We start from the raw sequence: 26,459 nt of genomic DNA on the forward strand, positions 1-26,459 counted from the left end.
GTACTGGCGACCCGCGTCGTGGGCGGCCGGCGTGGCCGTGGTCGACGCGCTGTCCTGGGGTGAGGCCGACGACGGGCTGGTGGAGCGCTGGGCGCCGCTACCGGAGTGGCCGCAGATGTTGTTGCGGGCGTTGATGTTCCGGCTCGCGGTCCATGCGCTGCATCCGCGGTCGACGGCCGCCGCGTTCCCGGGCCTGGCGCGGACCGCGGCTTTGGTCCGCCTGGTGCTGTAGCGGCTCTTCGCGCCCCTCGGCGATTTCGGCGTGAAAACCGGCGCCCAGCGCGGGGTATCACGCCCGAATCGCGGGACGACGAATCAAAACGCGTGCCGAACCTCGGTGAGCGGCACTCGCCCGTCGTCGGCCAGCACCCCTTCAGCGCGCAGCAGCTCCAACTGCCGGGTGGCCAGGTGCGGCGCGGGTCGGCCAGAGGCTCGGATCACGCGGTGCCACGGCAGGTCCGACGAATCCGTCCGCATGATCCAAGCGACGATGCGTGGGCTGGAAAGCCTTGCCGCTGAGGCGATATCGCCGTAGGTCGAGACCCGCCCACGCGGTATCGACGCGACCAGCGCGCGTACCGTCTCGACCTGCTGGTCTGTGACCGCCGCCATGACTAGACCTGGTCGAGCCGCTCGCGGATCACCGCAGCCGTCTCCGCTGGCTTGGCGTGGGCCACCATGTGGTCGCAGTCGAATTCGACGAACGAGAATCGAGGCCCGAGCGTCTCGGACAGCGCGCTGATGAGCTCGTCGCTGACATACGGCGGCTGCGTGCGCGCGGCGCGCACCAGCGTCGTACGAATTCCCTTGTGCGGCACGACGAAATCGCGCGCCAACTCGCTCCAGTAGGACATCATCGCCGGGATGCTGATCCGCCACCCGCAGCGGCCATCGGGCCGCTCGACGAGATGCTCGTCGAGTTCGGCGTCCAACTCGGCGGGATCCACGTCAGCCCACGAACCCGACGCCTTCTCGTTGCGCGCCTCGTCCCGGTCGAGGTAATACGGCGAGGCCATCATGTCGTCGGCGATGTTGGCCATCCAGGCACCGTCCAGACCGACGGCCGGATCGAGCAGCACTAGCGACGCCACCAGATCCGGGCGCGCGACAGCGAGTTTCAGCGCGACGGCACCGCCGAACGAGTGTCCGACCACCACCACAGGCCGGGTGGTCTGCGCGACCAGTAGATCGGCCAGCGCGGCGACGTTGGCGTCCAACGTCCACGGCGCTTCCCACGACGACCGGCCATGGCCGATCAGGTCCGGCGCCAGCACCGAGCAGCCGGGCAGGTGCTGGGTCGCAAGATTCCGCCAGCGCAGCCCGTGGCCGGTGAGCCCATGGATGGCCAGGATCTGTGCGGGCTCTTCCGGACCGAAGCGATGGATGTTGAGGAAATGGGTGTTGCCTACCACGGTCCGATGCTAGGCGCATCGGGGTAAACGCCTCATGTCAGACCCTCGTGGTGTCATGCCCTCATGTCCGCACCGCACATCGCGCTCACCCCGACGGCGTTGACCGAAACCGGCATCCGTGGCGTGGTCCGGGTGCTCGGCGGGCCCGGCACCGGCAAGACGCGCGCGCTGATCGACACGGCGATCGCGCACATCGCCGCTGGCGCCGAGCCGGAATCGGTTCTGCTGCTGACGGGTTCGGCGCGGCTGGGCACGCAGGCGCGCGCCGCCATCACGTCGGCGTTGCTGCAGGCGGGCAGCCGCGCCGTCGTGCGTGAGCCGCTGGTGCGCACCGTGCACTCGTATGCGTTCGCGGTGCTGCGGGTGGCGGCGCAGCGCAACGGCGATCCGCCGCCCCGGCTCATCACCACCGCCGAGCAGGACGGCATCATCCGCGAGCTGCTCGCGGGAGACCTCGAGGACGGCGACAATGCGGCCGCTGCGTGGCCCCGCCAGCTGCGGCCCGCGCTCACCACCGCCGGGTTCGCCAACGAGCTGCGTGATCTGCTGGCCCGCTGCACCGAACGCGGGGTGGATCCTCTTGCGCTGCAACGCCTTGGCCGCTCCTGCGACCGTCAGGAGTGGCTGGCGGCGGGGCAGTTCGCGCAGCAGTACGAGCAGACGATGCTGCTCCGGTCGGCCGTCGGCATGGCCGCAGCGCAGGCCACCGTGCCCGCGCTGGGCGCCGCCGGGCTCGTCGGCGCCGCGCTGGAAGCGTTCGCCGTCGACGCCGACCTGCTCGCCGCCGAACGCGCCCGGGTCAGGCTGCTTCTCGTCGACGACGCCCAGCACCTCGACCCGCAGGCCGCCCGGCTGGTACGGCTGCTGGCGGCCAGCGCCGAGCTGACGGTCATCGCGGGTGACCCCAACCAATCCGTGTTCTCCTACCGCGGCGCCGACCCGGCCCTGCTGGAGGGCGACGACGACGATCAGGTGATCACGCTGACCGTGTCGCACCGGTGTGCACCCGCGGTGGCCCGCGCCGTCACCGGCCTCGCGCAGCGGTTGCCCGGCGCCGCGCAGGCGCGTGACCTTGTCGGCGCGGGCGACGCGCCGGGCTCGGTGTCGGTGCGGGTGGCCGCGTCCCCGCACGCCGAAGCCGCTTTGATCGCCGACGTGCTGCGCAGAGCCCACCTGGTCGACGGGGTGGCGTGGTCGCAGATGGCCGTGATCGTCCGGTCGGTGCGCCACAGCGGCGCGGCGGTGTCGCGTGCCCTCGCCGCGGCCGGCGTGCCGGTGCTCATCCCGGCGGCAGGGGTGCCGATCACCCAGCAGCCGGCGTCGCGGGCGATGCTGACCGTGCTGGAGGCCGTCGCCGAGGGCCTCGACCCCGACCGCGCCGAGCAGCTGGTCACCGGACCTATCGGTCGGGTCGACCCAGTGTCGCTGCGCCAACTGCGGAGGGCGCTGCGCCGCGCCGACCGCAGCCAACCACCGCGCGACATCGGCGATCTTCTCGTTGAGGCGTTGCAGTCCGAAAAGCTCAGCATCACAGGCGATCTAGCCCGGCCCATCCAGCGCGTGCGGGCAGTGCTGGCGGCCGCGCGGCGCAGTGAGGCCGACGGCGCTGACCCCCGCCACACGCTGTGGCAGGCGTGGCACCGCTCCGGTCTGCAGAAGCGTTGGCTGGCAGCCAGCGAGCGCGGCGGCGTGGCGGGCGCCAACGCCGACAACGACCTCGACGCTGTCACCGCATTGTTCGACGTAGCCGAGCAGTACGTGAGCCGGACGGCCGGGGCATCGCTTGGCGGTCTGGTCGAACACGTGCGCGCGCTGGGCCCGCTGCCCGCACCGGGCGACTCACGGCCCGACAAGGACGGGGTCGCACTGCTGAGCGCGCACGCCGCGGTCGGCGGGCAGTGGGACGTCGTCGTGATCGCGGGCCTGCAGGAAGGGTTGTGGCCCAACACCACTCCCCGAGGCGGCGTGCTCGGCACCCAGCACCTGGTCGACGTCATCGACGGCGTCGCCACCGACAGCGCAGGCGTGTCCAGCCGGGCGCCGCTGCTCGCCGAGGAACGCCGGCTGCTGCTCGCCGCGATGGGCCGCGCCCGGCGCAGCCTGCTGGTCACCGCGGTCGACAGCGAATGGGGCGACGACTCGATGCTGCCGTCACCCTTCTTCTTCGAGCTTCAGAAGTTCGCGACCGACAGCGATACCGAGGCCGCCGCGCCGGTGTCGGCGCCCCGAGTGCTGGCTCCGGCGCCGTTGGTCGGCCGGCTGCGGGCCGTCGTCTGCGCGCCCGACGGCGCCGTCGCTGATACCGTAAGAGCCTGCGCTGCGGCACAGTTGGCCCGGCTCGCCGCAGCCGGCGTTCCCGGCGCCGATCCCAGGCAGTGGTACGGCATGACGGCGCCGAGCACCGACGAACCGCTGTGGTCCGGCGAGGACCACGTGGTGCGGTTGTCGCCGTCGACGCTGCAGACGCTGGCCGACTGCCCGCTGCGGTGGCTGCTCGAGCGCCACGGCGGCAGCGACGGTCGCGACGTCTGCTCGGCCGTCGGCTCACTGGTGCATGCCCTGGTCGCAGACCCTGGCATGAGCGAGCGGCAGATGACCGCAGAACTCGAACGGCTCTGGGAGAAGCTGCCGTTCGATTCGACCTGGTACGCCGACAATGAGCTGGCACGGCACCAGTCGATGCTGTCGACGTTCGTGCAGTGGCGCGAGCAGACCCGCCGCGAGGTCACCGAGGTCGGCACCGAGGTCGACGTCGACGGTGTCATCGATTGCGACGGCACGGCCGTGCGGGTGCGCGGTCGGCTCGATCGGCTGGAACGCGACGAGGCGGGCCGCCTGGTGGTCGTCGACATCAAAACCGGCAAGTCACCCGTGAGCAAGGACGACGCCCAGCGACACGCCCAGCTGGCGATGTATCAGTTGGCCATCGCCGAAGGCCTTCTGCTGCAGGGGGATACACCCGGTGGTGGTCGTCTGATCTACCTCGGAAAGACCGGCACGTGCGGGGCGACCGAGCGGCAGCAGGATCCGCTCACACCGGATGCGTGCGACCAGTGGCGGGACCTGGTAGGTCAAGCGGCGGCGGCGACGCGGGGTCCCCAGTTCCTCGCCCGCATCAACGACGGCTGCGCGCACTGCCCGGTCCGTCAAAGCTGCCCCGCCCAACACGCGTCCGATGGAAAGCCGTCATCATGACGCCGCGCTACAGTCCCGCCGAACTGGCCTCTGCCCTGGGGCTTTTCGCGCCGACCGATGAACAGGCGGCGGTCATCGCCGCGCCGCCGGGCCCCCTGGTGGTGATCGCGGGCGCCGGCGCGGGCAAGACCGAGACCATGGCGGCGCGGGTGGTGTGGCTGGTGGCCAACGGCTACGCCACACCCGGTCAGGTCCTCGGCCTGACGTTCACCCGCAAGGCCGCGGGACAGCTGTTGCGGCGCGTGCGGTCCCGGCTGGCCCGGCTAGCGGGCACCGGCATCGTTCCCGGCGGGCTGGACGCCGCCGACGACCCGGCGACGGTCAGCACCTACCACGCGTTCGCCGGAACGTTGTTGCGCGAGCACGGCCTGCTTTTGCCGGTCGAGCCCGACGCCCGGCTGATCAGCGAAACCGAGCTGTGGCAGTTGGCTTTTCGCGTGGTCGCCGACCATCGGGGTGGCCTCGAAACGGATAAGACTCCGGCCGCCGTCACCACTATGGTGCTGCGACTGGCAGCTGCGCTGGCCGAACACCTCGTCGACACCGAGCAGCTGACCGACACCCATGTCGAGCTGGAAAGGCTCGTGCGCACGCTGCCCGGGGGTTCATATCAACGCGACCGCGGGCCCAGCCAGTGGCTGCTGCGGATGCTGGCCACGCAGACCGAGCGCGCCCAGCTGGTGCCGTTGATCGACGCGCTGCACCGGCGCATGAAAGCCGAGAAGGTGGTGGACTTCGGCATGCAGATGGCCTCGGCGGCCCGGCTGGCGTCGTCGTTCCCGCAAGTCGGCGAACAACTGCGGAAGCGGTTCCGTGTCGTGCTGCTCGACGAGTACCAGGACACCGGACACGCGCAGCGGATCGCCTTGTCCTCCTTGTTCGGCGGCGGTGTCGACGACGAGCTGGCGTTGACCGCCGTCGGCGACCCCATTCAATCGATCTACGGCTGGCGAGGCGCATCGGCCACGAACCTGCCTCGGTTCACCACCGATTTCCCGCTTTCCGATGGCACCCCGGCTCCCACACTGGAGCTGCGGACCAGTTGGCGCAATCCGCCGCGGGCCCTGTACCTGGCCAACGCGGTGTCAGCGGAAGCCAGGCGACGGTCGGTCGCGGTGCAGCCGCTGCGCCCGCGGCCGGACGCCGAGCCGGGCACGATCCGCTGCGCGCTGCTGAACGACGTGGAGGCCGAACGCGAGTGGGTCGCTGACCATCTGGCGCGGCGCTATTACGGCGCCCGCGAGGCGGGCGAGGCCATCCCGACAGCCGCGGTGTTGGTGCGGCGCAACGCCGACGCCGCGCCGATGGCCGACGCGTTGACCGCCCGAGGTCTGCCCGTGGAGGTCGTGGGTCTGGCCGGTCTGCTGGTCGTCACGGAGGTCGCCGACGTGGTGGCCATGCTGCGGCTGGTCGCCGACCCGGCGGCGGGTGCGGCCGCGATGCGCGTGTTGACCGGGCCGCGTTGGCAGCTGGGCGGCCGCGATATCGCCGCGCTGTGGCGCCGCGCCGTCGAACTCGGCGATACCGGCGGGCAGCGCTCGTCGCTCGACGAGATCGTGGCGCAGGCCGGCGCGGATGCCGATGCCGCCTGCCTGGCCGACGCCATCAGCGACCCGGGGGCCGCCGACGCGTACTCAGCGGAGGGTTTTCGACGCATCACCGCGCTGGCGCAGGAACTGGCGGCCCTGCGTGCACGTCTCACGCATCCGTTGCCTGACCTCATCGCCGAGGTGCGCCGGGTGATCGGTGTCGACGCCGAGGCCCGCGCGGCCCGTCAGCCGTCGGCGGCATGGTCGGGCGCCGAGAACCTCGACCGGTTCGCCGATGTGGTGGCCGACTACTCGGCGGCACGTCCGGGTGCGACGGTGTTAGACCTGCTCGGCTACCTCGACGCCGCAATGGTGGTGGAAAACGGCCTGGCGCCTGCGGAAGTCACCGTCGCCCATGACCGGGTGCAGATCCTCACCGTGCACGCCGCCAAAGGCCTGGAATGGCAGATCGTGGCCGTGCCGCACTTGAGCGGACGCGTCTTCCCGTCGACGGCGACGATGCGGACCTGGCTCACCGATCCTGGCGACCTGCCGCCATTGCTGCGCGGCGACCGGGCCACTGCGGGTACCCACGGCGTGCCGATACTCGACACATCGGACGTCAACGACCGGAAACGGTTGTCGGACAAGATCGCCGAGCACAAGCGCCGGCTCGACCAGCGACGCGTCGACGAGGAACGCCGGCTGCTGTATGTGGCCCTGACCCGCGCGGAGGACACGCTGCTGCTGTCCGGCCATCATTGGGGCGCATCGGAGGGCAAACCGAGGGGACCGTCGGAGTTTCTCCTCGAGCTCGAGGAGATCATCGAGCAGTCGGCAGCGGCGGGCCAACCGTGCGGCGAGATCGAGCAGTGGGCGCCCACCCCTGCAGACGGCGACCCGAACCCGCTGCGGGACAAGGTTATCGAGGCCGTGTGGCCGGCTGATCCCACCGGAGGGCGGCGCGCAGACATCGTCCGCGGGGCCGGTCTGGTCCAACAGGCGATGACGGATAGCCTCGACGCGCCACCCGACGATGACGACGACGTCGACGATGTCGACGGCTGGGTCGCCGATGTCGACGCGCTGCTCGCCGAGCGCACCCGCACGGCGCCGCAGCGGCCCACCACGCTGCCCGCAGCGCTGTCGGTGAGCAGCCTGGTGGAACTCGGCCGCGACCACGAGGCGGCGTTGCGTCGGCTGAACCGCAGGTTGCCGGTCCGCCCCGACCCACATGCATTGCTCGGCACCGCTTTTCACGACTGGGTGCAGCGGTTCTACGGCGCCGAGCGGCTGTTCGACCTCGAAGACCTACCCGGTGCAGCCGATGGACAGCTGGCGCGTGAGGATGCCGACCGGCTCGCCGAACTGCAGACCGCGTTCATGTCGTCACCGTGGGCGGCCCGCACGCCCGTCGACGTCGAAGTGCCTTTCGACATGGTCATCGGCGGCACGGTGGTGCGGGGCCGCATCGACGCCGTGTTCGTCGACGATGACGGCACGACCGTCGTCGACTGGAAGACCGGCGACCCACCGGAGACGCCCGAGGCCAAGCGGCACGCGGCCGTTCAGCTCGCGGTCTACCGGCTGGCGTGGGCGGCGATGCGCGGCGTGCCGGTCGACAGTGTCCGCGCGGCCTTCCATTACGTGCGCTCCGGAGAAACCGTCATCCCCGAATCGCTGCCCCACGAGGCGGACCTGGCGGCGCTGCTGGCATTCCCGGCCGCCTAGGACTCGCGGTAGATCTTCAGGGCCTGCGTAATCATCGGGATCTGCATCGGCAGCCGGGCGAGCGCGCCGATCCGCATCCACAGCGGCTTGTTCTTCCACAGCCGCACCATGTTGACGTTGGCCGGAAACACCGACACGAACAGCGCCACCGCGGCCAGCGCGCCCAGTCTGCGGGTCCGCGGCGCCAGCAGAAGCCCGCCGGTGACCATCTCGGCGACGCCCGAGGCGTGGGTGTAGAACCGCGGGGATCCCGGCAGTTCGACGGGAACGATCGAGTCGAATGGTTTGGGGGCCGCAAAATGCAGCACCCCCATGCCCACGAGCCACCCGCCCATGCGCGACGCGCGCGAGGGGTTGGAGATCTGCTGCAGTTCAGACGGAGGGGAGGTCATGATTACATTGTGCTGGTGCGGCAGACCCACACGATGACGGATTCACGTGGCCAAAGGTAGGTTGCGTCGGCGGCTGGCCGCCATCGACCAGAACCTGACCGCGCGTCCCGACGCCGACCTCGTCGACGTGCTGCGCATTCCCGAGCCGTTCGTCAGCCCGACCCAGCGCATCATCCGCCGCCTCATCTACGCGGCTACGGCGCTGTTCGCCGCCGTGATCATCGTGTACCTGGACCGGCACGGCTACCGCGACATCGAAAGCGCCCCGAATGCCAGCGACCCGCTGTCGTTCCTCGACTGTTTCTATTACGCCACGGTGTCGTTGTCGACCACCGGCTACGGCGACATCACCCCGGTCACGCCGTCGGCGCGGCTGGTCAATGTTCTGGTGATCACCCCGCTGCGGGTGGCTTTCCTGATCGTGCTGATTGGAACCACGGTCGAGACCCTGACCACGCAGTCGCGCCAGGCACTGAAGATCCAGCGATGGAGGAGCAGAGTGCGCAACCACACCATCGTCGTCGGCTACGGCACCAAGGGCAGGACGGCGGTCGCAGCGATGGTCGGCGACGAGGTCGCACCCGCCGACATCGTCGTCGTCGACGAAGACCCAGCCGCCCTCGAGCGCGCCAAGAGTGCGGGCCTGGTCACCGTCCGCGGCAGCGCGACCGATTCGGAAGTGCTGCGGCTGGCCAGCGCCCAGCACGCCAAAGCCATCATCGTGGCCACCAACCGCGACGACGCTGCCGTACTCGTCACGCTCACCGCGCGTGAGCTCGCGCCCAACGCCAAGATCATCGCGGCCGTCCGCGAAGCCGAGAACCAGCACCTTCTGGAGCAGTCCGGCGCGGATTCGACGGTTGTGACGTCCGAGACAGCGGGCCGGCTGCTGGGCATAGCGGTGCAGACCCCCAGCGTTGTCGAGATGATGGAAGATCTGTTGACGCCCGACGCTGGGTTCGCCATCGCCGAACGCGAGGTGGAGACCAAGGAAGTCGGCGGCTCACCGCGGCACAACCCGGACATCGTGCTCGGTGTGGTGCGCGGCGGGAAGCTACTGCGCGTCGACGATCCACAGGTCGATGCCCTCGAACTCGGTGACCGGCTGCTCTACATCCGCAGCGCCGAACCCGAACGGTGAGCCAGCGAATGACGTCGTTGCGGCTGCGGAATGTGCCGCTGCTGTCGCGGGTCGGTGCCGACCGAGCGGATGCGGTGCGCACCGACATCGACGCGGCGGTGGCCGGCTGGCCGGAAGCCCTTCTGCTGCGGGTTGATTCGCGCAACCAGGTCCTGATTGCCGACGGGCGGGCGGTGCTCGGCAAGGCGAGCGCGCTGGGGGACAAGCCGCCCGATCACGCGGTATTTCTCGGCCGGCTGACGGACGGCAGGCATGTGTGGGCAGTGCGCAGCGCGTTGGTCGCCCCGGAGAACTCGGCCGGCGGCGACACGGAAGTGCTGGATCTGCGCCGGGCCGGACACATCTTCGACGATGTCAGCGCGCAACTGGTGGCTACCGCGACCGCGCTGCTGAACTGGCACGACAGGGCTCGCTTCAGCACCGTCGACGGGTCACCGACCAAGCCGGTCAAGGCCGGCTGGGCACGGGTCAACCCGCTCAACGGCCACGAGGACTACCCGCGGATCGACCCTGCCGTGATCTGCTTGATTCACGACGGCCACGATCGCGCGGTGCTGGCGCGCCAGACCATGTGGCCCGAGCGGTTGTTCTCGCTGCTGGCCGGGTTCGTCGAGGCCGGCGAATCGTTCGAGGCGTGCGTCGCCCGCGAGATCGCCGAGGAGATCGGGTTGACGGTCCGCGACGTCACCTATCTGGGGAGTCAGCCGTGGCCGTTTCCGCGGTCGCTGATGGTGGGCTTCCACGCCATCGCCGACCCCGAGCAGGAGTTCGTCTTCCATGACGGCGAGATCGCCGAGGCAGCCTGGTTCACCCGCGACGAGATCCGCGAAGCGTTGGCCCACGGCGACTGGAGTAGCGATTCGGGTGCACGCCTGCTGCTGCCCGGCTCGATCTCGATCGCCAGGGAAATCATTGAATCCTGGGCCGCCCAGGATTGACTTCAGCGCCCAGGTGGAAGCGGGCTCCGAAGCTAGGCCAGCTTCTTGCGGACGTCGCGAATGCTCGGATTGGTCAGCGTGGAGCCGTCGGCGAACTTCACCGTGGGCACCGTCTGGTTGCCGCCGTTGACTGACATCACGAATTCCGCAGCGGCGGGATCGCTTTCGATGTCGATCTCGGCGTAAGGAATGCCCTCGGATTTCAGGGCCGTCTTGAGTCGGAAGCAGTAGCCGCACCACGACGTGGTGTACATGGTGATCGGGGCGTCGCTGACTGTCATAACGCCCTCAACGTAGCCCAGCCCCGCAAAATTCTCCTAACTGGGCCACGCGGTTCGCGCCTCCCGGCGATGTCGGTTCGCCCTGACATGATGTAGCCCATGTCGGCCGCGCACGCGAGGAGCGAGATAGACCCCGCGCACGCGAGGAGCGAGATAGACCCCGCGCACGCGAGGAGCGAGATAGACCCCGCGCACGCGAGGAGCGTCCCCAACACCCATCTCGGCGAACTGGACGACGAGCAGCGCGAAGCGGTGCTGGCGGCCCGCGGCCCGGTGTGCGTGCTGGCGGGGGCGGGCACCGGCAAAACCCGCACCATCACCCGCCGCATCGCCCATTTGGTGACGGCCGGCCACGTCGCCGCAGGCCAGGTATTGGCGGTGACGTTCACCCAGCGCGCGGCAGGGGAGATGCGCAGCAGGCTGCGTGCGCTCGACGACGGGTCGGGCACCGGCGCCGTGCAGGCGATGACGTTTCACGCCGCGGCCCGTCGACAACTGCAGTACTTCTGGCCGCGGGTCGTCGGTGACACCGGATGGCAGCTGCTGGACAGCAAGTTCTCGGTCGTCGCGCAGGCCGCCAGTCGGACGGGACTGCACGTCAGCACCGACGACGTGCGCGACCTCGCCGGCGAAATCGAATGGGCGAAGTCGTCACTGATCACCCCGGAGGCCTACGGCGCCGCCGTCGCCAAGGCCGGCCGCGACATTCCGCTCGACGCGGCCAAGGTGTCGGCGGTCTACGCGGGCTACGAGACGCTCAAGGCGCGCGTCGACGGCACCACGCTGCTCGACTTCGACGACCTTTTGCTGCACACCGCGGCCGCGATCGAGAACGACCCAGCGGTCGCAGAGGAGTTCCGCGACCGCTACCGGTGCTTCGTCGTCGACGAATACCAGGACGTCACCCCGCTGCAGCAGCGTGTCCTCGACGCCTGGCTCGGCGACCGCGACGACCTGACCGTGGTCGGCGACGCCAACCAGACCATCTATTCGTTCACCGGCGCGACGCCGCACTATCTGCTGAATTTCTCGCGGCGCTTCCCCGAGGCCGCCGTCGTACGGCTGGAACGCGACTACCGGTCGACGCCGCAGGTGGTGTCGCTCGCCAACCAGGTGATCGCCGCGGCCCGCGGACGGGTGGCGGGCAGCAAGCTGCACCTGGTGGGCCAACGCGATCCGGGGCCCAAGCCGACGTTCGTCGAGCACCCCGACGAAGTCGCCGAGGCCACTGCGGTCGCCAAGAAGATCGGCCGCCTCATCGAGTCGGGTACGCCGGCGTCGGAAATCGCTGTGCTGTACCGGATCAACGCCCAGTCCGAAGTGTACGAGGAGGCGCTGACTGAGGCGGGCATCGCTTTCCAGGTGCGCGGCGGTGAAGGCTTTTTCAGCCGTCAGGAGATCCGTCAGGCGCTGGTGGCGCTGCAGCGCGCGGCCGAACGCGGCGCCGACGCCGCAGGCCCCGAGCTCGCGCCGGTCGTCCGCCAACTGCTCGAGCCGCTCGGGTTGACCGCCGAGGCGCCGTCGGGCACGCGTGCCCGGGACCGGTGGGAGGCGCTGACGGCACTCGCCGAACTCGTCGATGACGAAGTGGCGCAACGCCCTTCGTTCGACATGCGGGCGATGGTAAATGAACTCCGGCAACGCGCCGACGCCCGTCATCCACCTGTCGTGCAGGGCGTCACCCTGGCGTCACTGCATGCCGCCAAGGGTTTGGAGTGGGACGCGGTGTTCCTCGTCGGCCTGGCCGACGGCACCCTTCCCATCTCGCACGCGCTGGCCCATGGCCCCGACAGCGAGGCCGTCGAGGAAGAACGCCGTCTGCTCTATGTCGGAATCACAAGGGCGCGTGTGCATTTGGCGCTCAGCTGGGCGTTGGCGCGTAACCCGGGCGGCAGGCAGGGCCGACGCCCGTCACGTTTCCTCAACGGCATCGCACCGAACTCGCACGCCGACACCCCGAGCAGGCCACGCAAACGAGGCCCGACGCCGCGGTGCCGGGTCTGCAACAACACGCTGACCACCCCGGCGGCGGTCATGCTGCGCCGCTGCGAAACCTGCCCGTCCGACATCGACGAACAGCTGCTCGCCGACCTCAAGGACTGGCGCACCCGCACGTCGAAAGACATGAGCGTGCCGGCGTACGTGGTGTTCACCGACAACACCCTGATCGCGATCGCCGAGACGCTGCCGACCGACGACGCCGCGCTGGTGGCCATTCCCGGCATCGGCGCCCGAAAGCTGGAACAGTTCGGCGCGGACGTGCTGGCGCTGGTCAAGGACCGCCAATCGCAGTAAAGATCGCGCCAAAACCGCTGGTCAGAAAATCGGTTGTGTTCCTCGCCTGCTACTCTTAGCCTCGAAGCCACACCCGAGCGGACGAGAGGAGGGTGCTTCCGATCATGGCGATCATCAATGCGTTCAACGGCGTAGGCGTGTCCGGCATGGCGCGAGCCCTCCGTGCTGCCCAGGCGATCGCCGCTGCGGCCCATCCCGCCGCCGTGATTACGCCGCGTAAGCCGCGTACCGCCACCGCGATTGTCGCGTCCGTGAATCGGGGCACTATCTAACAGAGCCCAGAACGCCGAAATGGCCACGGACCCGAAATCACCCGGATCCGTGGCCATAGTTTTTGGGAGATCCCCGAACACCTGGTCACAGATCCAAGGAAACAAAACCGAAGAGATCAACGACCAGGAAGCAGGTGAACGGACATGTCCGGGCTCCAGACATGCCGCAACAAGACGCTACCGGCCGTGCCGTGTCATGTCGGTGATCCCGACTTGTGGTTCGCCGAAAGCCCCAACGACCTCGAGCGCGCGAAAACCCTGTGCGCCGAGTGCCCGATTCGGCCGGAATGCCTGGCGGCCGCGCTCGAGCGGGGCGAGCCGTGGGGCGTGTGGGGAGGCGAGATCCTCGACCGCGGCACGATCGTTGCGCGCAAGCGTCCGCGGGGCCGTCCCCGCAAGGAAAGCCCGGCAGCCGCATGACAGCGGCGCCGGGCTTTCGGCGCTGATGTCGTCGAGATCTGCACTGGGGTCGTATCCAGCCGCGTAAAGAAGCCTTGGCGCAGAACTCAACGCACATCCGGCCGAAACTTACGCCACTTCTTTGGCGAAGCCCGGAATCAGTTCGGTGGCAAGCCTTCTCGCCGGAACGTGGGCATTGAGCTGGCAGGCGATCGCGACGTTGGATGCGATTACCCGCATCGGTATCGCCAGCCGAGCCGGGATGTCCATCTGTCGGGCGGCCTTGAGCTGGCCCGCCGCGCGCTCGGGTTTCATATTCGCGGCGGTCAACTTCTGCAGCCACTTGCGGGTGTAGTGGAAGACATCGACTTCGAGCGGCTCGACGTACTGCCGCATCATCTCGTCCATCTCGCGGTGGGACACCACTTCGCCTTTTTGGATGAACCCGATCCTCTGCATGGCAGCCTGCAGGTTTTCGTAATCGTCCTCCAGTGCATAGCGCGTCGCCAACCCGATGTCTTCGGGGATCCCGCCGGGCAGCGGTGCGACCGCGCCGAAGTCGATGACGCCCATTTTGTTGTCGGGCAATAGCATGAAATTGCCCGGGTGCGCGTCGCCGTGCATCATCTCCAGCCGCCGCGGCGAGTCATAGGTGAGCTCGAAGAGCCTGGTGCCCATCAGGTCTCGCTGTTCCTGTGTGCCCTCGCGGATGATGACCGACATCGGAATGCCCTCGATCCACTCCTGGATCACCACTTTGGGCGCACTAGCCACGATGCGCGGGACGACGAAATGGGGATGTCCCGCATAGGCTTTCGCGAACGCGCGCTGGTTGTCGGCCTCCAGCCGGTAATCGAGCTCCATCTCCGTGCGTTCGACGAGCTCGTCGACGACGCCCTGCACGTCGGCGCCGGGGGAGAGCTGCTTGAGCACCTTGACCATGCGCTGCATGGTCTTCAGGTCGGCCCGCAATGCCTCGTCGGCGCCGGGGTACTGGATCTTGACGGCAACCTCGCGACCGTCGGACCAGACGGCCTTGTGCACTTGCCCGATGCTGGCCGACGCGACCGGAGTGTCGGAGAACGACGAGAACCGTTCGCGCCATTTGGTACCCAGCTGCGAGTCCAGCACCCGGTGCACCTTGGCGGCGGGCAACGGCGGGGCCTCACGCTGCAGCTTGGTCAACGCCTCGCGGTAGGGCTTGCCGTACTGCTCGGGAATGGCGGCCTCCATGACCGACAACGCCTGGCCGACCTTCATCGCGCCGCCCTTGAGCTCACCGAGCACGGTGAACAACTGCTGGGCCGCCTTGTCCATCAGCTCCGCATTGACCTCGTCCTTGGACTTTCCGGTCAGCCGCTTGCCGAATCCGAGCGCCGCCCGCCCCGCCATTCCGGCGCCGAGGCCGGCGAGCTTGGCGTTGCGCGATGCTCCACCGCGTTTGATGTCGCTCACGGGTCCATCATCCATGACGAATCTGACGGTATGACGTCCGTGTGGCAACAATCATTGTCACGCCAAGCGAGCGCTGCACTGCGTGCAGTGGGGATGCCGCGCCCACCTACGCGCGACGGTCGAGCCGGTGTGGACATCGAATTCCAAGGTGGTGTCCAGGGTCGACGGCGGCTGCGAAGCATCGCCGAAACCAACGCCGCCGCGCACCGCGGCGATGACGCGGTCGATCTGGTTGAGCGCCAGCGCCGCGGTGCCCAGCACGGTCGCCCGGTCGGCGGAACCCACGGTGTCGCGCAGTTGCGCAGCGACGGCCGGCCAGCCCGCATCGCGTTCGCTGCGGTGCAGGTCTGCGCAGCGCAGGCAGCTGGTCATGCCGGGCACCACCAGCGGCCCCACCAAACCTGACCCGTCGCGGACCCGCACCGGCAGATGAGGTATCGCAGCAACGTGTAGGTCGCGCAGCAGCCGCGGATCGGCGACCAGCGAATCCGCCAACACCACGAGGTCGGCGCCGTCGACCGCGACACCGGCGTGGGACTGGCTGCTCTGTTTGATCCTGGCGCCCGAGCAGCGCAGCGCCCCGACCAGCAGATCCGACAGCGGCCCCCGGCCGTGAATGCGGATCGACGCCGAACGTGTGCGCGGCCGCGGCACCGGCTTCACCACCCCGGCGTCCACCAACGCCGCGACCAGACCGGCCACCGCGGGCGGGTCCGCATTGACGGCCAACGCCTGCACCTGGTCAACCGTGGCGCCGGCGTGTAACGCCCGCAGCACAGCGCGCAGGTCCGCACTCGCCATCCCCGCCGGCGGGCGCACCAGCACCGCGCGCCGCGGGTCCCAGCCCACCTGAACCATCCCGTCGGGACGCGACAACACCGGCATGGCCGGGTTCAGCGCATAGCGCGTCATGGATCGACTCTGCCACGCGGCTCACCCCGGCCAGGAGTTATCCACAGGCCGCCAAAGACTCAGTCCTCGTCGGAACCCTCGTCGCGCACGTCCTTCAACGCGTTCTCGATCGCGGTGTCGAAGTCGCTGGTGTCCCCGCCGATCACCCTGTCGATGAAGGCCGCCGGCTCGTCGAGGTCGCCCGATGACGGCAGCAGGTCGGGGTGATTCCAGACGGCATCGCGGGCGTCGACACCGGCGGCCTGCGTCAGCCTGTCCCACAGCGCGGCGGCCTCACGCATCTTGCGGGGCCGCAGCTCCAGACCGACCAGCGTCGCGAACGTCTGCTCGGCTGGTCCGCCGGTTGCCCGCCGCCTTCGCAGCGTCTCGGCCAATGCGGCCGCGCCGGGGATGCGTTCGCCGAGCGCGTCATTGACCACGGTCTGCACCCAGCCCTCGATGAGCGCCAGCAGGGTCTCCAACCGTTCCAGTGCGGCGCTCTGCTCCGGGGTGGCCTTCGGTTCGAAGATGCCCTCGTTGAGCAATTGCTCCATCTGCGACGGGTCGGTCAGCGAGGCGGGGTTGAAGCCGGCCGCGAACTCCTCGATGCCGGTCATGTCGATCTTCATGCCCTTGGCGAAGGCTTCCACGGCGTTGAGCAGCTGGCTGGCCAGCCACGGCACATGGCTGAACAGTCGATGGTGTGCGGCTTCCCGCGCGGCGAGGAACGTCAAGATCTCGCTCCGCGGCTGCTCGAGGCCTTCGGAGAGCGACTCGACGGCCTCGGGCATCAGCGCGGCGACCCCCTTGGGGCCCAGCGGCAGCCCGATGTCGGTGGAGGTCAGCACCTCGCGGCTGAGCTTGCCCAAAGCCTGCCCGAGCTGCGAGCCGAACGCCATGCCGCCCATCTGGGTCATCATCGACAGCAGCGGCCCGGCCATCGCACGGGCCTCCTCCGGCAGCGCCGAGGCCCACACCGTCGAAATCTGTTCGGCCACGGGATCACACAGCCGCTTCCACGTGTCAAGCGTGTTGTCGATCCAGTCGGTCGGCGTCCACGCGACGGCCCTTGTGGTGCCCGCGGGCAGCGCGGTCGCGCCGTCCAGCCAGGTCTCGGCTAGACGGACCGCGTCACCGATCGCGGAGTTCGTGGTCTCCGGGATGGGCGCGACGAAGCCGATCGAGCTGGACGCCAGCTGGCGGGCGAGGTCGTAGTTCACCGGGCCGGACTGTTTACCGCCGCCCATCACGTTGCCCGCGCCGCTGAACATCTCGCCGAGCCGGGTGAAGATCTGCCCGAGCTGGGACATATCGAACTCGCCGCCGAACTCGCCGGCCCCGAAACCGGAGCCGAACGGATCCTGCCCGGCGCCGGACCCCGACTCGGGGTCCTTCTTGCGCTTGTCGCGCTCAGGGTCTTCTCCGGACGAAAAGCCGAAGGGCAGGTCAGCCATGCCCACAACGGTACTCATCGTGCGCGGGCGGCGCGCTTGCCGCCGTCACGCTCTCAGTGAACCGCCGTCTACTGTTGCTGGCGTGAACAGGCGGATTGCCACGCTGCTGGTGGCCTTGGTGCCGATCCTCGCGTTCGGGCTGCTGTTGGTGTTGGTGACTGTGCCCTACGTCTCACTGGGGCCCGGCCCGACGTTCGACACGCTCGGCGAGATCGACGGCAAACAGGTCGTCGCCATCGAGGGCACCGACGTTCATCCCACCACCGGACACCTGAACATGACGACGGTGTCGCAGCGCGACCACCTCACACTGTGGGAGGCGCTGACGCTATGGATGTCAGGCAATCAGCAGCTAATCCCGCGCGACCTCGTCTATCCGCCCGACAAGTCCAAGGACGAGATCGACAAGTCCAACAACCAGGAGTTCAAACGGTCCGAGGATGCCGCGGCCGCCGCGGCGCTCGGATTTCTGAAGTACGCGCCCGCGGTCACCGTGGACACGGTGAACAACGACGGCGCATCGAAGGGCAGGCTCGAGGAGGGTGACGCGATCGACGCGGTGAACGGCACCCCGGTCGACAACCTCAAGCAGTTCCAGGAGCTGATGAGCAAAACGCGTCCGGGGGATGAGGTGGTGCTCGACTTCCGCCGCAAGAACGCCGCGCCCGGCGTCACGACGATCAAGCTCGGCTCGGCTCCGGATAAGGAGCAGGGCGTGCTCGGCATCGGCGTCGTCGAAGCGCCGTGGGCGCCGTTCACCATCGACTTCAACCTGGCCAACATCGGTGGCCCGTCGGCGGGCCTGGTGTTCAGCCTGGCCGTGATCGACAAGTTGACGACCGGTGATCTGAGCGGTTCGAAGTTCGTCGCGGGCACCGGCACTATCGACGTCGACGGCAAGGTGGGGCCCATCGGCGGCATCACCCACAAGATCTTCTCCGCCCGTGAGGCTGGCGCGTCGGTGTTTCTGGTTCCGGCCGATAACTGCGACGAGGCCAAGTCGGCACGCGAGGACGGCATCGATCTGGTCAGGGTCGAAAATCTCGGCGGTGCGGTGGACGCGCTGAAGGCGCTTTCTGCTGGTGGCGAAGCGCCCCGTTGTTAGATCGGGTGCCAGGTAGCCGATGCGTAGAGTTGGGACACGTCGATCACGACGTGCATGGGCGAAGACCGGGAGTTGACGAGTGGGTATGCGGCCCGCGGCCAAGATGCCGAAGCTGACGCGACGTAGCCGAGTGCTGATCTCGATCGCCTTGGTGGTCGTGCTGCTGTTGCTGGTCGGCCCGCGCCTCGTCGACGCCTACGTGGACTGGCTGTGGTTCGGCGAGCTCGGCTACCGCTCAGTTTTCACCACGCAGCTGCTGACCAAGCTCGTCGTGTTCCTCGTGGTGTGGGCGTTGGTCGGCGCCATCGTGTTCGGCGCGCTGGCGCTCGCGTATCGCACGCGGCCGGTATTCGTTCCGACCAACGGACCCAATGACCCGGTCGCTCGGTACCGCACTGCGATTATGACGCGGCTGAAGCTGGTGGGCATCGGCATCCCCGCGGTCATCGGGTTCTTCGCAGGCATCGTCGCGCAGACCTACTGGGAGCGCATTCAGCTGTTCCTGCATGGCGGCGAATTCGGCATCGCCGATCCGCAGTTCGGCATGGACCTCGGGTTCTATGCGTTCGATCTGCCGTTCTACCGGCTGGTGCTCGGCTATTTGTTCGTCGCCACGTTCCTGGCGTTGATCGCAAACCTGATGGGCCACTATCTCTTCGGCGGCATCAGGCTGACGGGCCGCACCGGTGCGTTGAGCCGGTCGGCGCGTATCCAGCTGATCAGCCTGGTGGGCACGCTGGTGCTGCTGAAGGCGATCGCCTACTGGTTCGACCGCTATGCCTTGTTGTCGAATACCCGCAGCGGCAAGCCGTTCACCGGCGCCGGCTACACCGACATCAACGCCGTGCTGCCCGCCAAGTTGATCATGTTGGCCATCGCGTTGATCTGTGCGGTGGCAGTGTTCTCGGCGATCGTCCTGCGCGACCTGCGCATCCCGGCGATCGGCTTGGTGCTGCTCCTGTTGTCGAGCCTGATCGTGGGCGCGGGCTGGCCGCTGGTGGTCGAGCAGATCAGCGTTAAACCCAATGCGGCGCAAAAGGAAAGCGAATACATCAGCCGCAGCATCACCGCGACACGCGACGCGTATGGGCTGACGGACAAAACGGTCACCTACCGTGACTATCCGGGCAATGCGCCCGCAACCGCGCAACAGGTGGCCGCCGACCGCGCCACCACGTCGAACATCCGGTTGCTCGACCCGACGATTGTCAGTCCGGCGTTCACGCAGTTCCAGCAGGGCAAGAACTTCTACTACTTCCCTGATCAACTGTCGATCGACCGCTACAACGGGCCCGACGGGAACCTGCGCGACTTCGTGGTCGCCGCGCGAGAACTCAACCCCGACCGCCTGATCGACAACCAGCGAGACTGGATCAACCGGCACTTCGTCTACACCCACGGCAACGGTTTCATCGCCTCGCCGGCCAACACCGTACGCGGAGTGGCTAACGACCCCAACCAGAACGGCGGCTATCCCGAATTCCTGTCCAGTGTCGTCGGCGCCAACGGCAGCGTCATCTCGCCGGGACCCGCACCGCTGGACCAGCCGCGCATCTACTTCGGCCCGGTCATCGCGGGCACGTCCGCCGACTACGCGATCGTCGGGAAGAACGGCAACGACCGCGAATACGACTACGAGACCAATACCGAGACCAAAAACTACACCTACACCGGCAAGGGCGGCGTGCCGATCGGCAACTGGTTGGCCAGAGCGGTGTTCGCGGCCAAGTTCTCGGAGCGAAAGTTGGTGTTCCCCAACCCGATTGGGCCCGACAGCCGGATCCTGTTCAACCGTGATCCCGCCGAGCGGGTAGAGGCGGTCGCGCCATGGCTGACCACTGACACCAGCGTGTACCCGGCGATCGTCAACAAGCGGATGGTGTGGATCGTCGACGGCTACACCACGCTGGACAACTACCCGTATTCGGAGCTGACGTCGCTGTCCAGCGTCACCGCCGACTCCAACGAGGTGGCGTTCAACCGGCTGGCACCCGACAAGCAGGTGTCCTACATCCGCAACTCGGTGAAGGCCACCGTCGACGCCTACGACGGCACGGTGACGCTGTATGCACAGGACGAACAGGATCCCGTCCTACAGGCCTGGATGAAGATCTTTCCCGGCGTGGTCAAGCCGAAGGCTGACATCACCCCCGAACTGCAGTCGCATTTGCGCTATCCCGAGGATCTGTTCAAGGTGCAGCGGGCGCTGCTGGCCAAGTATCACGTCAACGACCCGGTCACGTTCTTCTCAACGTCGGACTTCTGGAATGTGCCCCAGGACCCGAACCCGACCGCCAGTAGCTACCAACCGCCGTACTACATCGTCGCGAAAGACCTTGCCAAAGACGACAAATCGGCATCGTTTCAGTTGACCAGCGCGATGAACCGCTTCCAGCGTGACTTCCTGGCCGCCTACATCACCGCCAGTTCCGACCCCGACACTTACGGCAAGATCACGGTGCTGACGATTCCGGGTCAGGTCAACGGTCCCAAGTTGGCGTTCAACGCCATCAGTACCGACACCGCGGTCAGCCAGGACCTCGGTGTGATCGGCCGGGACAACCAGAACCGGATCCGCTGGGGCAACCTGCTGACGCTGCCGGTGGCCGACGGCGGTCTGCTGTACGTGGCACCGGTGTACGCCTCGCCGGGCGCCAGCGACGCGGCGTCGTCGTATCCGCGGTTGATTCGGGTGGCGATGATGTACGAGGACCGGGTCGGCTACGGGCCGACGGTGCGTGACGCGCTGACCGAGTTGTTCGGGCCGGGAGCCGACGCCACTGCGACCGGTCCCGCGCCCGCGAACGCGCCCGGCGGGCGTCCGGCGTCAGCGCCGGTGGCGGACGGCCAGGCAGCGGCGGGCCCGCCTGCGGAGCAGGGCAGGGCCCCGGAGGTGCCGTCGCCGGTGGCCGCGGTGCCGGCACCGGGCCCGAGCCAGTTGTCTGCGGCGAAAGCGGCCGCGCTCGCCGACGTGCAGTCGGCTATGGGTGAACTGCGACAGGCACAGCAAAGCGGCAATTTCGAGCAGTTCGGCACCGCGCTGCAGCGTCTTGACGACGCCATGAGGAAGTACGACGACGCAAAGTAACGCACTTGTCGTTTGCTACCCGCTGTAATCGAGGACGCAATCTGGCACAATCGGCCCCTTGGGCACGGTTGACCATGGGGCGGCGGCGTCGCTGAAGGACCGGCTGCGCAACGCGTGGCTCCGATTCGCGCGCCTCGGGGCGGTCGGCCGGATCGGTGCCGCAGTGTTCGCCGGCGCCTCTGTGGTCGTGTCGGCGTGGGGAATCTGGTCGTGGGAGGACGCGCTACGAACCCGACCCGTTGACGAGGTCGCTTACGTGGTCTGTTTGGCGTTCGCGATGGGGTGCGCCGGCCGAGCGGCCGCCGCGGCGCGCGGGCGCTACCGCCTCGGCTGGTCGGTATTTGTCGTTGCGCTGGCAGCGTGGACCGTCGGCGAGGTCATCGCCATGTTCGAGGAAGTACGCCTGGACTCCCAGCCGTGGCATCCCAGGTTGACAGAGTTCGTGCTGCTGTTGATCCCGATTTGTGCCTACGTGTCGTTGCGTGTGCTGTCCGATCTCAACCAGGCGCCGCTGCGACGGCTGGTGCTGGACGGCGTCATCGTGTTGTCGTCGCTGTTCATCATCTCCTGGGTCGGTGTGCTCGACCGGCTGGGCGGTGAAGGTATGGCGCCGTTCGTGACCGTGGTCCACGTCACCGCCGACGTGACCCTCATCACGCTCGCGATCCTGGTGTGGTCGCGGACGCTGCGACGGCACAGTGTCAGCCTCCTGGCCGCGGGCGTCGCAACGCTCATGATCGGCGACATAGCCAGCGTCTACGTGTCCGGAGTCGGCGGCTACCACAATGGCGGCCCGGTCGATCTGGTGCGGGTCGTCGGTTTCGGGATGGTGGCGTTCGCCGCTCTGCTCAGCGTCGGCGAGCAGCCGGTCGACAAGTCGGCGCTCGAGCTTCAACCCGGTGTGCGGATATGGCTGCCGTATATACCGCTGCTGGGTGCTGGCATCGTCAGTGTCGGCTATGAATTCGTCCGCCACGACCACCGCACGCTCCTGGTCGCCGAAGCGGTGCTCGTCGCGGCCGTGCTGGCCCGCCAGTTCCTGGTCCTGCACGAGAACCGGCAGCTCCTTGCAGACGTTGCCCGTGAGGCGTTTCACGACAACCTCACCGGGTTGGCGAACCGGGCGAATTTCCTCGACGCCATGGAGCGCGCGATGGCGCGGCGCCGGCGTGGCGGCGAACCGGTCGCGGTGCTGTGCCTCGATCTCGACAACTTCAAGGCGGTCAACGACGCGCTCGGCCACCCGGCCGGCGACGAACTGTTGATTCGGGTCGCCGAACGCCTCCGCGGCACGCTCCGCAGCCCGTGGATCATCGCGCGCCTGGGCGGCGACGAGTTCGCCGCGTTGGGCGAGGGGCACCTCGACGCGCTGGCCGCGGCCAACAGCGTGCTCGACGCGTTCGCCGCGCCGATCGCCATCGAAGGCATCCCGCAGACCGTCCGTCCGAGCGTCGGCTTGACCATCGCCGCGGCCAGCTCAGAGCAGACCTCCGACGACCTGCTGTTGAATGCGGACCTGGCTATGTATGCGGCCAAGCGCGACGGCGGCGGCTGTGTCCGCAGCTTCGTGCCCGACCTGCCGGTCCCCTGGGAACTCGACCAGGTTCCCGATGCTGATGTATTGCAGGGGAATTCCGACGAGCCAGCACCCTCGATGGGCGACCTGCAGCAGCGCAACGGCCGTGACGTCGTCACCCACGTCCACCGCGACGGTGGGTGGGCGCCCATCGGCGTTCGTGCCGCGATCGGCGTACTGGCCTTCGGGGTGGTGATCTTCACCGCCTCGGTCCTTCTCCGCGGTGATGTCGGCACCATCGTGGCATTCGACAATTTTCTGTATCCGGCGATGAGCATCGCGGCGGCGGCGATCGTCTTTTGGCGGGTCGTCAGCACGCGCGAAGAGCGCGTGCCCTGCCTTCTGATCGGCATAGGCATGGCCAGCCTGGCGGTCGCCGACGTGGTGTATGCCGCCTCAGTGTCTGAGGGCCAGATGATTTCGGTGGCCGACGTGTTCTATCTCGCATTCTATCCGCTGGTCTATGCCGGCCTATTGGTGCTGCTGCGTCAGAGGCTCAAGCGCGTGCCGACCGCCTTGCGACTCGATTCGCTGATCTGCGCCTTGACCCTCGGTGCGGTGGCCGTCGCCGTGGCAACAGGTCCGATCGAGGCGGCGTTACACGGCCAACCGGGGACGGTGCTGATCGGGCTGGCCTATCCGGTGGGCGACCTGTTCTTGTTGGCCCTGACGGCGGGAATGCTGCCGCTTCTGGGCTGGCGGGCCGAAATGCGTTGGGGCCTGCTGATTGTCGCGTTCATGATCTACGCCATCGCCGACACCGTCTATCTGTTCCAGTTGGCGGACGGTACCTATCGGCAGGGCACCTGGATCGACGCGTGCTGGCCGATCGGGTCGCTGCTGATCGTCGTCGTGGGTTGGTTGCCGGCCTCGCGCGTTATCCCGCGGCCGAAACCGACTCTGACGTCCTACATTCCGGTCGTCGTGTGTGCCGGGGTGGCGCTGATAGTGGCGGTGTTGGCCAACCAGAGTCGCGGCGCCGTGGCCCTTGCCGCATTCACGCTCATCGCGGTGGCCTGGCGCTTCGCCGTCACGTTCCGCGATGTCAGCGCTACCGCAGAGGCTCATCGGCGGGCCACGACCGACGAGCTGACGGGGTTGCCCAACCGGATGTCGTTGGCGACGACGTTGACGGCCGTGACCGTCCAACAGCCCTCGGCGTTCCGGACGCGGGCAAGCAGAGCGCTGATCCTGCTCGACATCGACCAGTTCCGCGAGGTCAACTACTTCGCCGGTCGCAGCGTGGGGGACCAGTTGCTGAAACGTGTTGCGGCGCGGCTGAAGCGGACCGTACGTCCCGACGACGTCGTCGCCCGCACCGGCAGCGACGAGTTCGCGATCCTGTTCGCCGACGGCGCCGACATCACCAGCACGCGGGCCCGTGCGGGGGCGATTCTTGAGGCGCTGCGCGTGCCCTTCGAGCTCGACCCGATTACCCTTCAGATCGACGCGAGCGTCTCAATTGCGTTGTGCCCCGACCACTGTGAGCATCCCCATGACTTGCTCAACTGCGTCCAGACCACGATGCCGCATGCCAAGGCGGCGCCGAGCAAGGTCGTGGTCTACGACGCCAGCAGGGCCAAGGACAGCGGCGACTACCTCGTCGACGAATTGCGTGACGCCTTGGCCACCGACCAGATGACGTGTTTCTACCAGCCGAAGATCCGCGCTGAAGACGGCCGGGTGCACAGCGTCGAGGCGTTGTTGCGGTGGCGGCACCCGCGTCGCGGTCTGTTGATGCCCGAGGAGTTTTTGCCCGCTGCGGAGCGGGCCGGCCTGATGCGCCAGGTCGCCAATTGCGGAGTGAACATCGCGTTAGGTCAGGTGCGGGCCTGGCGTGATGAGGGCGTGCGGATGACGGTGGCGGTCAACCTGTCCATGGTGAACCTGCTGGACCTCGACCTGGTCGATACCGTGGACCGGCTGTTGACCACCCACGGGGTACCGCCGGAGACGTTGATCCTCGAGATCACCGAGAGCACCTTCGCCAACGATTCGTCGCGGTCACGCAAGACGGTGGCCGCGCTGCGGCGGCTCGGCGTCCGGATCTCGTTGGACGACTACGGCACCGGGTGGTCGTCGCTGGCGCGCCTCCAGGATTTGTCGGTCGACGAACTGAAGCTCGATCGGATCTTCGTCTCGCGGCTGGCCGCCGACCCGCGATCGATCGCGATCGTGCGCTCGACAGTCGCGTTGGCGCACAGCCTGGGTGCGGACCTGGTCGCCGAAGGCGTCGAGGACGAGTCGACGTTGGCGGCGCTGCGCCGGTACGGCTGCAACCTCACGCAGGGCTTCGTGCACACCCCGCCCCTGCCGGCCAGCGAGCTGCTGCGCTGGATCGCCCGCTGCGCGCCGCAGGTCCCGGCAGGCGATTTGGCTCTGCACCCCGACCTTCGGTAACCTTGCGTTCACCGACGCGGGGTGGAGCAGCTCGGTAGCTCGCTGGGCTCATAACCCAGAGGTCGCAGGTTCGAATCCTGTCCCCGCTACCAATGTGATGTCTCACGGCATCGGAATTGTTCCGAACCCGCCTTAGGTTCGGAACTTTTCCATTTGGGGGCCTTTCATGCGTCGGCGGGTTGGTAGTCCCTGGTGGGGTCCAGTGTTAGCTTGCGGGCGAGTTCACCGCCGTCAAACGCCCCACACCTGATCGACACAGTCGAGCGGCCAAAGAGAGCTCAGTGGAGGTTGCGCCCCGCCAACGGCGGTCTACCGGACTGCTCCGTTGAACGATTTACCAGCGGGCGGGCGCCGGCGTATCGATGGTCAAGGGGCGTTGATAGGACAGGTCGCTGCGATCCCTAGTACCAACCGAATAGCCCTTTTCGGTGAAGAAGGGTGATTGAAGGACTCGAGCGTCAGCGATGAACATCCCTTCGACCGTTGATCGACGAACTGAGATGCGCCACTGTCCATCTTGTCGTTCGAGACGATCGATGTAGCGGCCGGTGATGAATTGCGCGCTCTTTGTGTCGGGTCCGATGAGGACGACAATCACGTAGCTTTCGGCGTGCGCGGTGTCCCCGTCGATGTCGCAGGTGTGGGTAGTGATGTTGTGCGTGTGTACGCGCGACGTCGCGGCGTGGGTTTTGTTCGCCCATTCGGCGTACTCGGGGCCGGGATTGATCGCATCGCCGTGCTCATCGACGCCGTCGCGATGGTATGCCGACGTGAGTAGGTCGACGTCATGGCGGTCGTGGCCGCGGGCGTGGCGGTTGATGCAGTCGAGGATCTCGGTCCGATCCATGAGGTACCTCACGTCGCGTTGCAGCGTGCTCATGTCGGTGTCGACGGTCATCGTTCTC

18 protein-coding genes, 1 tRNA gene and 1 pseudogene are annotated in these 26,459 nt (G+C 67.9%); 12 read left to right on the plus strand and 8 right to left on the minus strand.

What is annotated here, in order from left to right:
• Positions 1-232 (plus strand): annotated as a pseudogene (locus A5651_RS11620) (TIGR02569 family protein); the annotation flags it as partial.
• A gap of 83 nt (positions 233-315) precedes the next feature.
• Here A5651_RS11620 and A5651_RS11625 read toward each other — a convergent pair.
• Both A5651_RS11625 and A5651_RS11630 read right to left on the minus strand, forming a co-directional pair.
• The gene (locus A5651_RS11625) at positions 316-612 is read right to left on the minus strand and encodes an MGMT family protein (RefSeq protein ID WP_066980028.1); all 297 of its coding nucleotides are present in this window, start codon (positions 610-612) and stop codon (positions 316-318) included.
• Positions 613-614: 2 nt separating this feature from the next.
• Positions 615-1,412 carry an alpha/beta fold hydrolase gene (locus A5651_RS11630; RefSeq protein WP_066980031.1) on the minus strand — a complete coding sequence of 266 codons (798 nt, stop codon included), beginning with the start codon at positions 1,410-1,412 and terminating at the stop codon, positions 615-617.
• Positions 1,413-1,475: 63 nt separating this feature from the next.
• Here A5651_RS11630 and A5651_RS11635 point away from each other — a divergent pair, with 63 nt between their 5' ends.
• Both A5651_RS11635 and A5651_RS11640 read left to right on the plus strand, forming a co-directional pair.
• Complete coding sequence (locus tag A5651_RS11635; RefSeq protein WP_066980034.1) at positions 1,476-4,607, plus strand: ATP-dependent DNA helicase; 3,132 nt, start codon at positions 1,476-1,478, stop codon at positions 4,605-4,607.
• Positions 4,604-7,867 (plus strand): ATP-dependent DNA helicase, encoded by a 3,264-nt coding sequence (locus A5651_RS11640; RefSeq protein ID WP_066980037.1) that lies wholly within the window; start codon positions 4,604-4,606, stop codon positions 7,865-7,867. The genes A5651_RS11635 and A5651_RS11640 overlap by 4 nt, the downstream gene beginning before the upstream one ends.
• Here the strand turns inward: A5651_RS11640 and A5651_RS11645 are convergent.
• Positions 7,864-8,259: a hypothetical protein gene (locus A5651_RS11645; RefSeq protein WP_066980306.1), complete on the minus strand. Its 396-nt coding sequence runs from the start codon at positions 8,257-8,259 to the stop codon at positions 7,864-7,866. The two genes, A5651_RS11640 and A5651_RS11645, sit on opposite strands and share 4 nt — an antisense overlap.
• 46 nt (positions 8,260-8,305) lie before the next feature.
• Here A5651_RS11645 and A5651_RS11650 point away from each other — a divergent pair, with 46 nt between their 5' ends.
• Both A5651_RS11650 and nudC read left to right on the plus strand, forming a co-directional pair.
• On the plus strand, positions 8,306-9,400 hold the full coding sequence (locus A5651_RS11650; RefSeq protein ID WP_066980040.1) for a TrkA family potassium uptake protein: 1,095 nt from the start codon (positions 8,306-8,308) through the stop codon (positions 9,398-9,400).
• A gap of 8 nt (positions 9,401-9,408) precedes the next feature.
• Positions 9,409-10,338, plus strand: a complete 930-nt coding sequence (nudC, locus tag A5651_RS11655) for an NAD(+) diphosphatase (RefSeq protein WP_066980043.1) — start codon at positions 9,409-9,411, stop codon at positions 10,336-10,338.
• A gap of 32 nt (positions 10,339-10,370) precedes the next feature.
• Here the strand turns inward: nudC and mrx1 are convergent, their stop codons facing one another.
• Positions 10,371-10,619 (minus strand): mycoredoxin Mrx1, encoded by a 249-nt coding sequence (gene mrx1, locus A5651_RS11660; protein ID WP_066980046.1) that lies wholly within the window; start codon positions 10,617-10,619, stop codon positions 10,371-10,373.
• A 99-nt stretch (positions 10,620-10,718) separates the two neighbouring features.
• Here mrx1 and A5651_RS11665 point away from each other — a divergent pair, with 99 nt between their 5' ends.
• The 3 genes from A5651_RS11665 (at position 10,719) to A5651_RS11675 (ending at position 13,606) form a co-directional block, all read left to right on the plus strand.
• A complete protein-coding gene (locus tag A5651_RS11665; protein WP_082943714.1) occupies positions 10,719-12,914 on the plus strand; it encodes an ATP-dependent DNA helicase UvrD2 in 2,196 nt (731 codons plus the stop codon).
• A gap of 104 nt (positions 12,915-13,018) precedes the next feature.
• The gene (locus A5651_RS11670; protein WP_156662844.1) at positions 13,019-13,186 is read left to right on the plus strand and encodes a hypothetical protein; all 168 of its coding nucleotides are present in this window, start codon (positions 13,019-13,021) and stop codon (positions 13,184-13,186) included.
• 144 nt (positions 13,187-13,330) lie between these two features.
• Positions 13,331-13,606 carry a WhiB family transcriptional regulator gene (locus A5651_RS11675; RefSeq protein ID WP_066980052.1) on the plus strand — a complete coding sequence of 92 codons (276 nt, stop codon included), beginning with the start codon at positions 13,331-13,333 and terminating at the stop codon, positions 13,604-13,606.
• 108 nt (positions 13,607-13,714) lie between these two features.
• On the opposite strand, the gene A5651_RS11680 is transcribed toward A5651_RS11675, so the two are convergent.
• From A5651_RS11680 to A5651_RS11690, 3 genes are read right to left on the minus strand one after another with little or no spacing between them, the layout of a single operon-like run.
• The gene (locus tag A5651_RS11680; protein ID WP_066980055.1) at positions 13,715-15,055 is read right to left on the minus strand and encodes an AarF/ABC1/UbiB kinase family protein; all 1,341 of its coding nucleotides are present in this window, start codon (positions 15,053-15,055) and stop codon (positions 13,715-13,717) included.
• 42 nt (positions 15,056-15,097) lie between these two features.
• Positions 15,098-15,952 carry a TOMM precursor leader peptide-binding protein gene (locus A5651_RS11685; RefSeq protein ID WP_066980058.1) on the minus strand — a complete coding sequence of 285 codons (855 nt, stop codon included), beginning with the start codon at positions 15,950-15,952 and terminating at the stop codon, positions 15,098-15,100.
• Between the two features lie 59 nt (positions 15,953-16,011).
• On the minus strand, positions 16,012-17,403 hold the full coding sequence (locus A5651_RS11690) for a zinc-dependent metalloprotease (protein WP_369803941.1): 1,392 nt from the start codon (positions 17,401-17,403) through the stop codon (positions 16,012-16,014).
• Positions 17,404-17,467: 64 nt separating this feature from the next.
• Between A5651_RS11690 and A5651_RS11695 the strand changes: the two genes are divergently transcribed.
• The 4 genes from A5651_RS11695 to A5651_RS11710 all read left to right on the plus strand — a co-directional run bounded on the left by A5651_RS11695 (position 17,468) and on the right by A5651_RS11710 (position 25,646).
• Positions 17,468-18,490: a PDZ domain-containing protein gene (locus A5651_RS11695; RefSeq protein ID WP_066980061.1), complete on the plus strand. Its 1,023-nt coding sequence runs from the start codon at positions 17,468-17,470 to the stop codon at positions 18,488-18,490.
• Between the two features lie 79 nt (positions 18,491-18,569).
• On the plus strand, positions 18,570-21,578 hold the full coding sequence (locus A5651_RS11700) for a UPF0182 family protein (protein WP_066980064.1): 3,009 nt from the start codon (positions 18,570-18,572) through the stop codon (positions 21,576-21,578).
• A 58-nt stretch (positions 21,579-21,636) separates the two neighbouring features.
• A complete protein-coding gene (locus A5651_RS11705) occupies positions 21,637-25,554 on the plus strand; it encodes a diguanylate cyclase domain-containing protein (protein ID WP_231988659.1) in 3,918 nt (1,305 codons plus the stop codon).
• A gap of 15 nt (positions 25,555-25,569) precedes the next feature.
• Positions 25,570-25,646: transfer RNA gene (locus tag A5651_RS11710), tRNA-Met, on the plus strand.
• Between the two features lie 242 nt (positions 25,647-25,888).
• On the opposite strand, the gene A5651_RS11715 is transcribed toward A5651_RS11710, so the two are convergent.
• Positions 25,889-26,452: a nuclear transport factor 2 family protein gene (locus tag A5651_RS11715; protein ID WP_066980067.1), complete on the minus strand. Its 564-nt coding sequence runs from the start codon at positions 26,450-26,452 to the stop codon at positions 25,889-25,891.
• Positions 26,453-26,459 lie beyond the last annotated feature (7 nt).

This window comes from Mycobacterium sp. 1274761.0 (genome assembly GCF_001668615.1).
Lineage (GTDB): Bacteria > Actinomycetota > Actinomycetes > Mycobacteriales > Mycobacteriaceae > Mycobacterium.

Bases quoted from the DNA above. Each gene is read 5' to 3' on its own strand.
- A5651_RS11625 (WP_066980028.1), bottom strand. From the start codon at position 612: ATGGCGGCGGTCACAGACCAGCAGGTCGAGACGGTACGCGCGCTGGTC.
- A5651_RS11635 (WP_066980034.1), top strand. From the start codon at position 1,476: ATGTCCGCACCGCACATCGCGCTCACCCCGACGGCGTTGACCGAAACC.
- A5651_RS11640 (WP_066980037.1), top strand. From the start codon at position 4,604: ATGACGCCGCGCTACAGTCCCGCCGAACTGGCCTCTGCCCTGGGGCTT.
- A5651_RS11645 (WP_066980306.1), bottom strand. From the start codon at position 8,259: ATGACCTCCCCTCCGTCTGAACTGCAGCAGATCTCCAACCCCTCGCGC.
- nudC (WP_066980043.1), top strand. From the start codon at position 9,409: ATGACGTCGTTGCGGCTGCGGAATGTGCCGCTGCTGTCGCGGGTCGGT.
- mrx1 (WP_066980046.1), bottom strand. From the start codon at position 10,619: ATGACAGTCAGCGACGCCCCGATCACCATGTACACCACGTCGTGGTGC.
- A5651_RS11665 (WP_082943714.1), top strand. From the start codon at position 10,719: ATGTCGGCCGCGCACGCGAGGAGCGAGATAGACCCCGCGCACGCGAGG.
- A5651_RS11670 (WP_156662844.1), top strand. From the start codon at position 13,019: ATGGCGATCATCAATGCGTTCAACGGCGTAGGCGTGTCCGGCATGGCG.
- A5651_RS11675 (WP_066980052.1), top strand. From the start codon at position 13,331: ATGTCCGGGCTCCAGACATGCCGCAACAAGACGCTACCGGCCGTGCCG.
- A5651_RS11680 (WP_066980055.1), bottom strand. From the start codon at position 15,055: ATGGATGATGGACCCGTGAGCGACATCAAACGCGGTGGAGCATCGCGC.
- A5651_RS11685 (WP_066980058.1), bottom strand. From the start codon at position 15,952: ATGACGCGCTATGCGCTGAACCCGGCCATGCCGGTGTTGTCGCGTCCC.
- A5651_RS11690 (WP_369803941.1), bottom strand. From the start codon at position 17,403: ATGAGTACCGTTGTGGGCATGGCTGACCTGCCCTTCGGCTTTTCGTCC.
- A5651_RS11715 (WP_066980067.1), bottom strand. From the start codon at position 26,452: ATGACCGTCGACACCGACATGAGCACGCTGCAACGCGACGTGAGGTAC.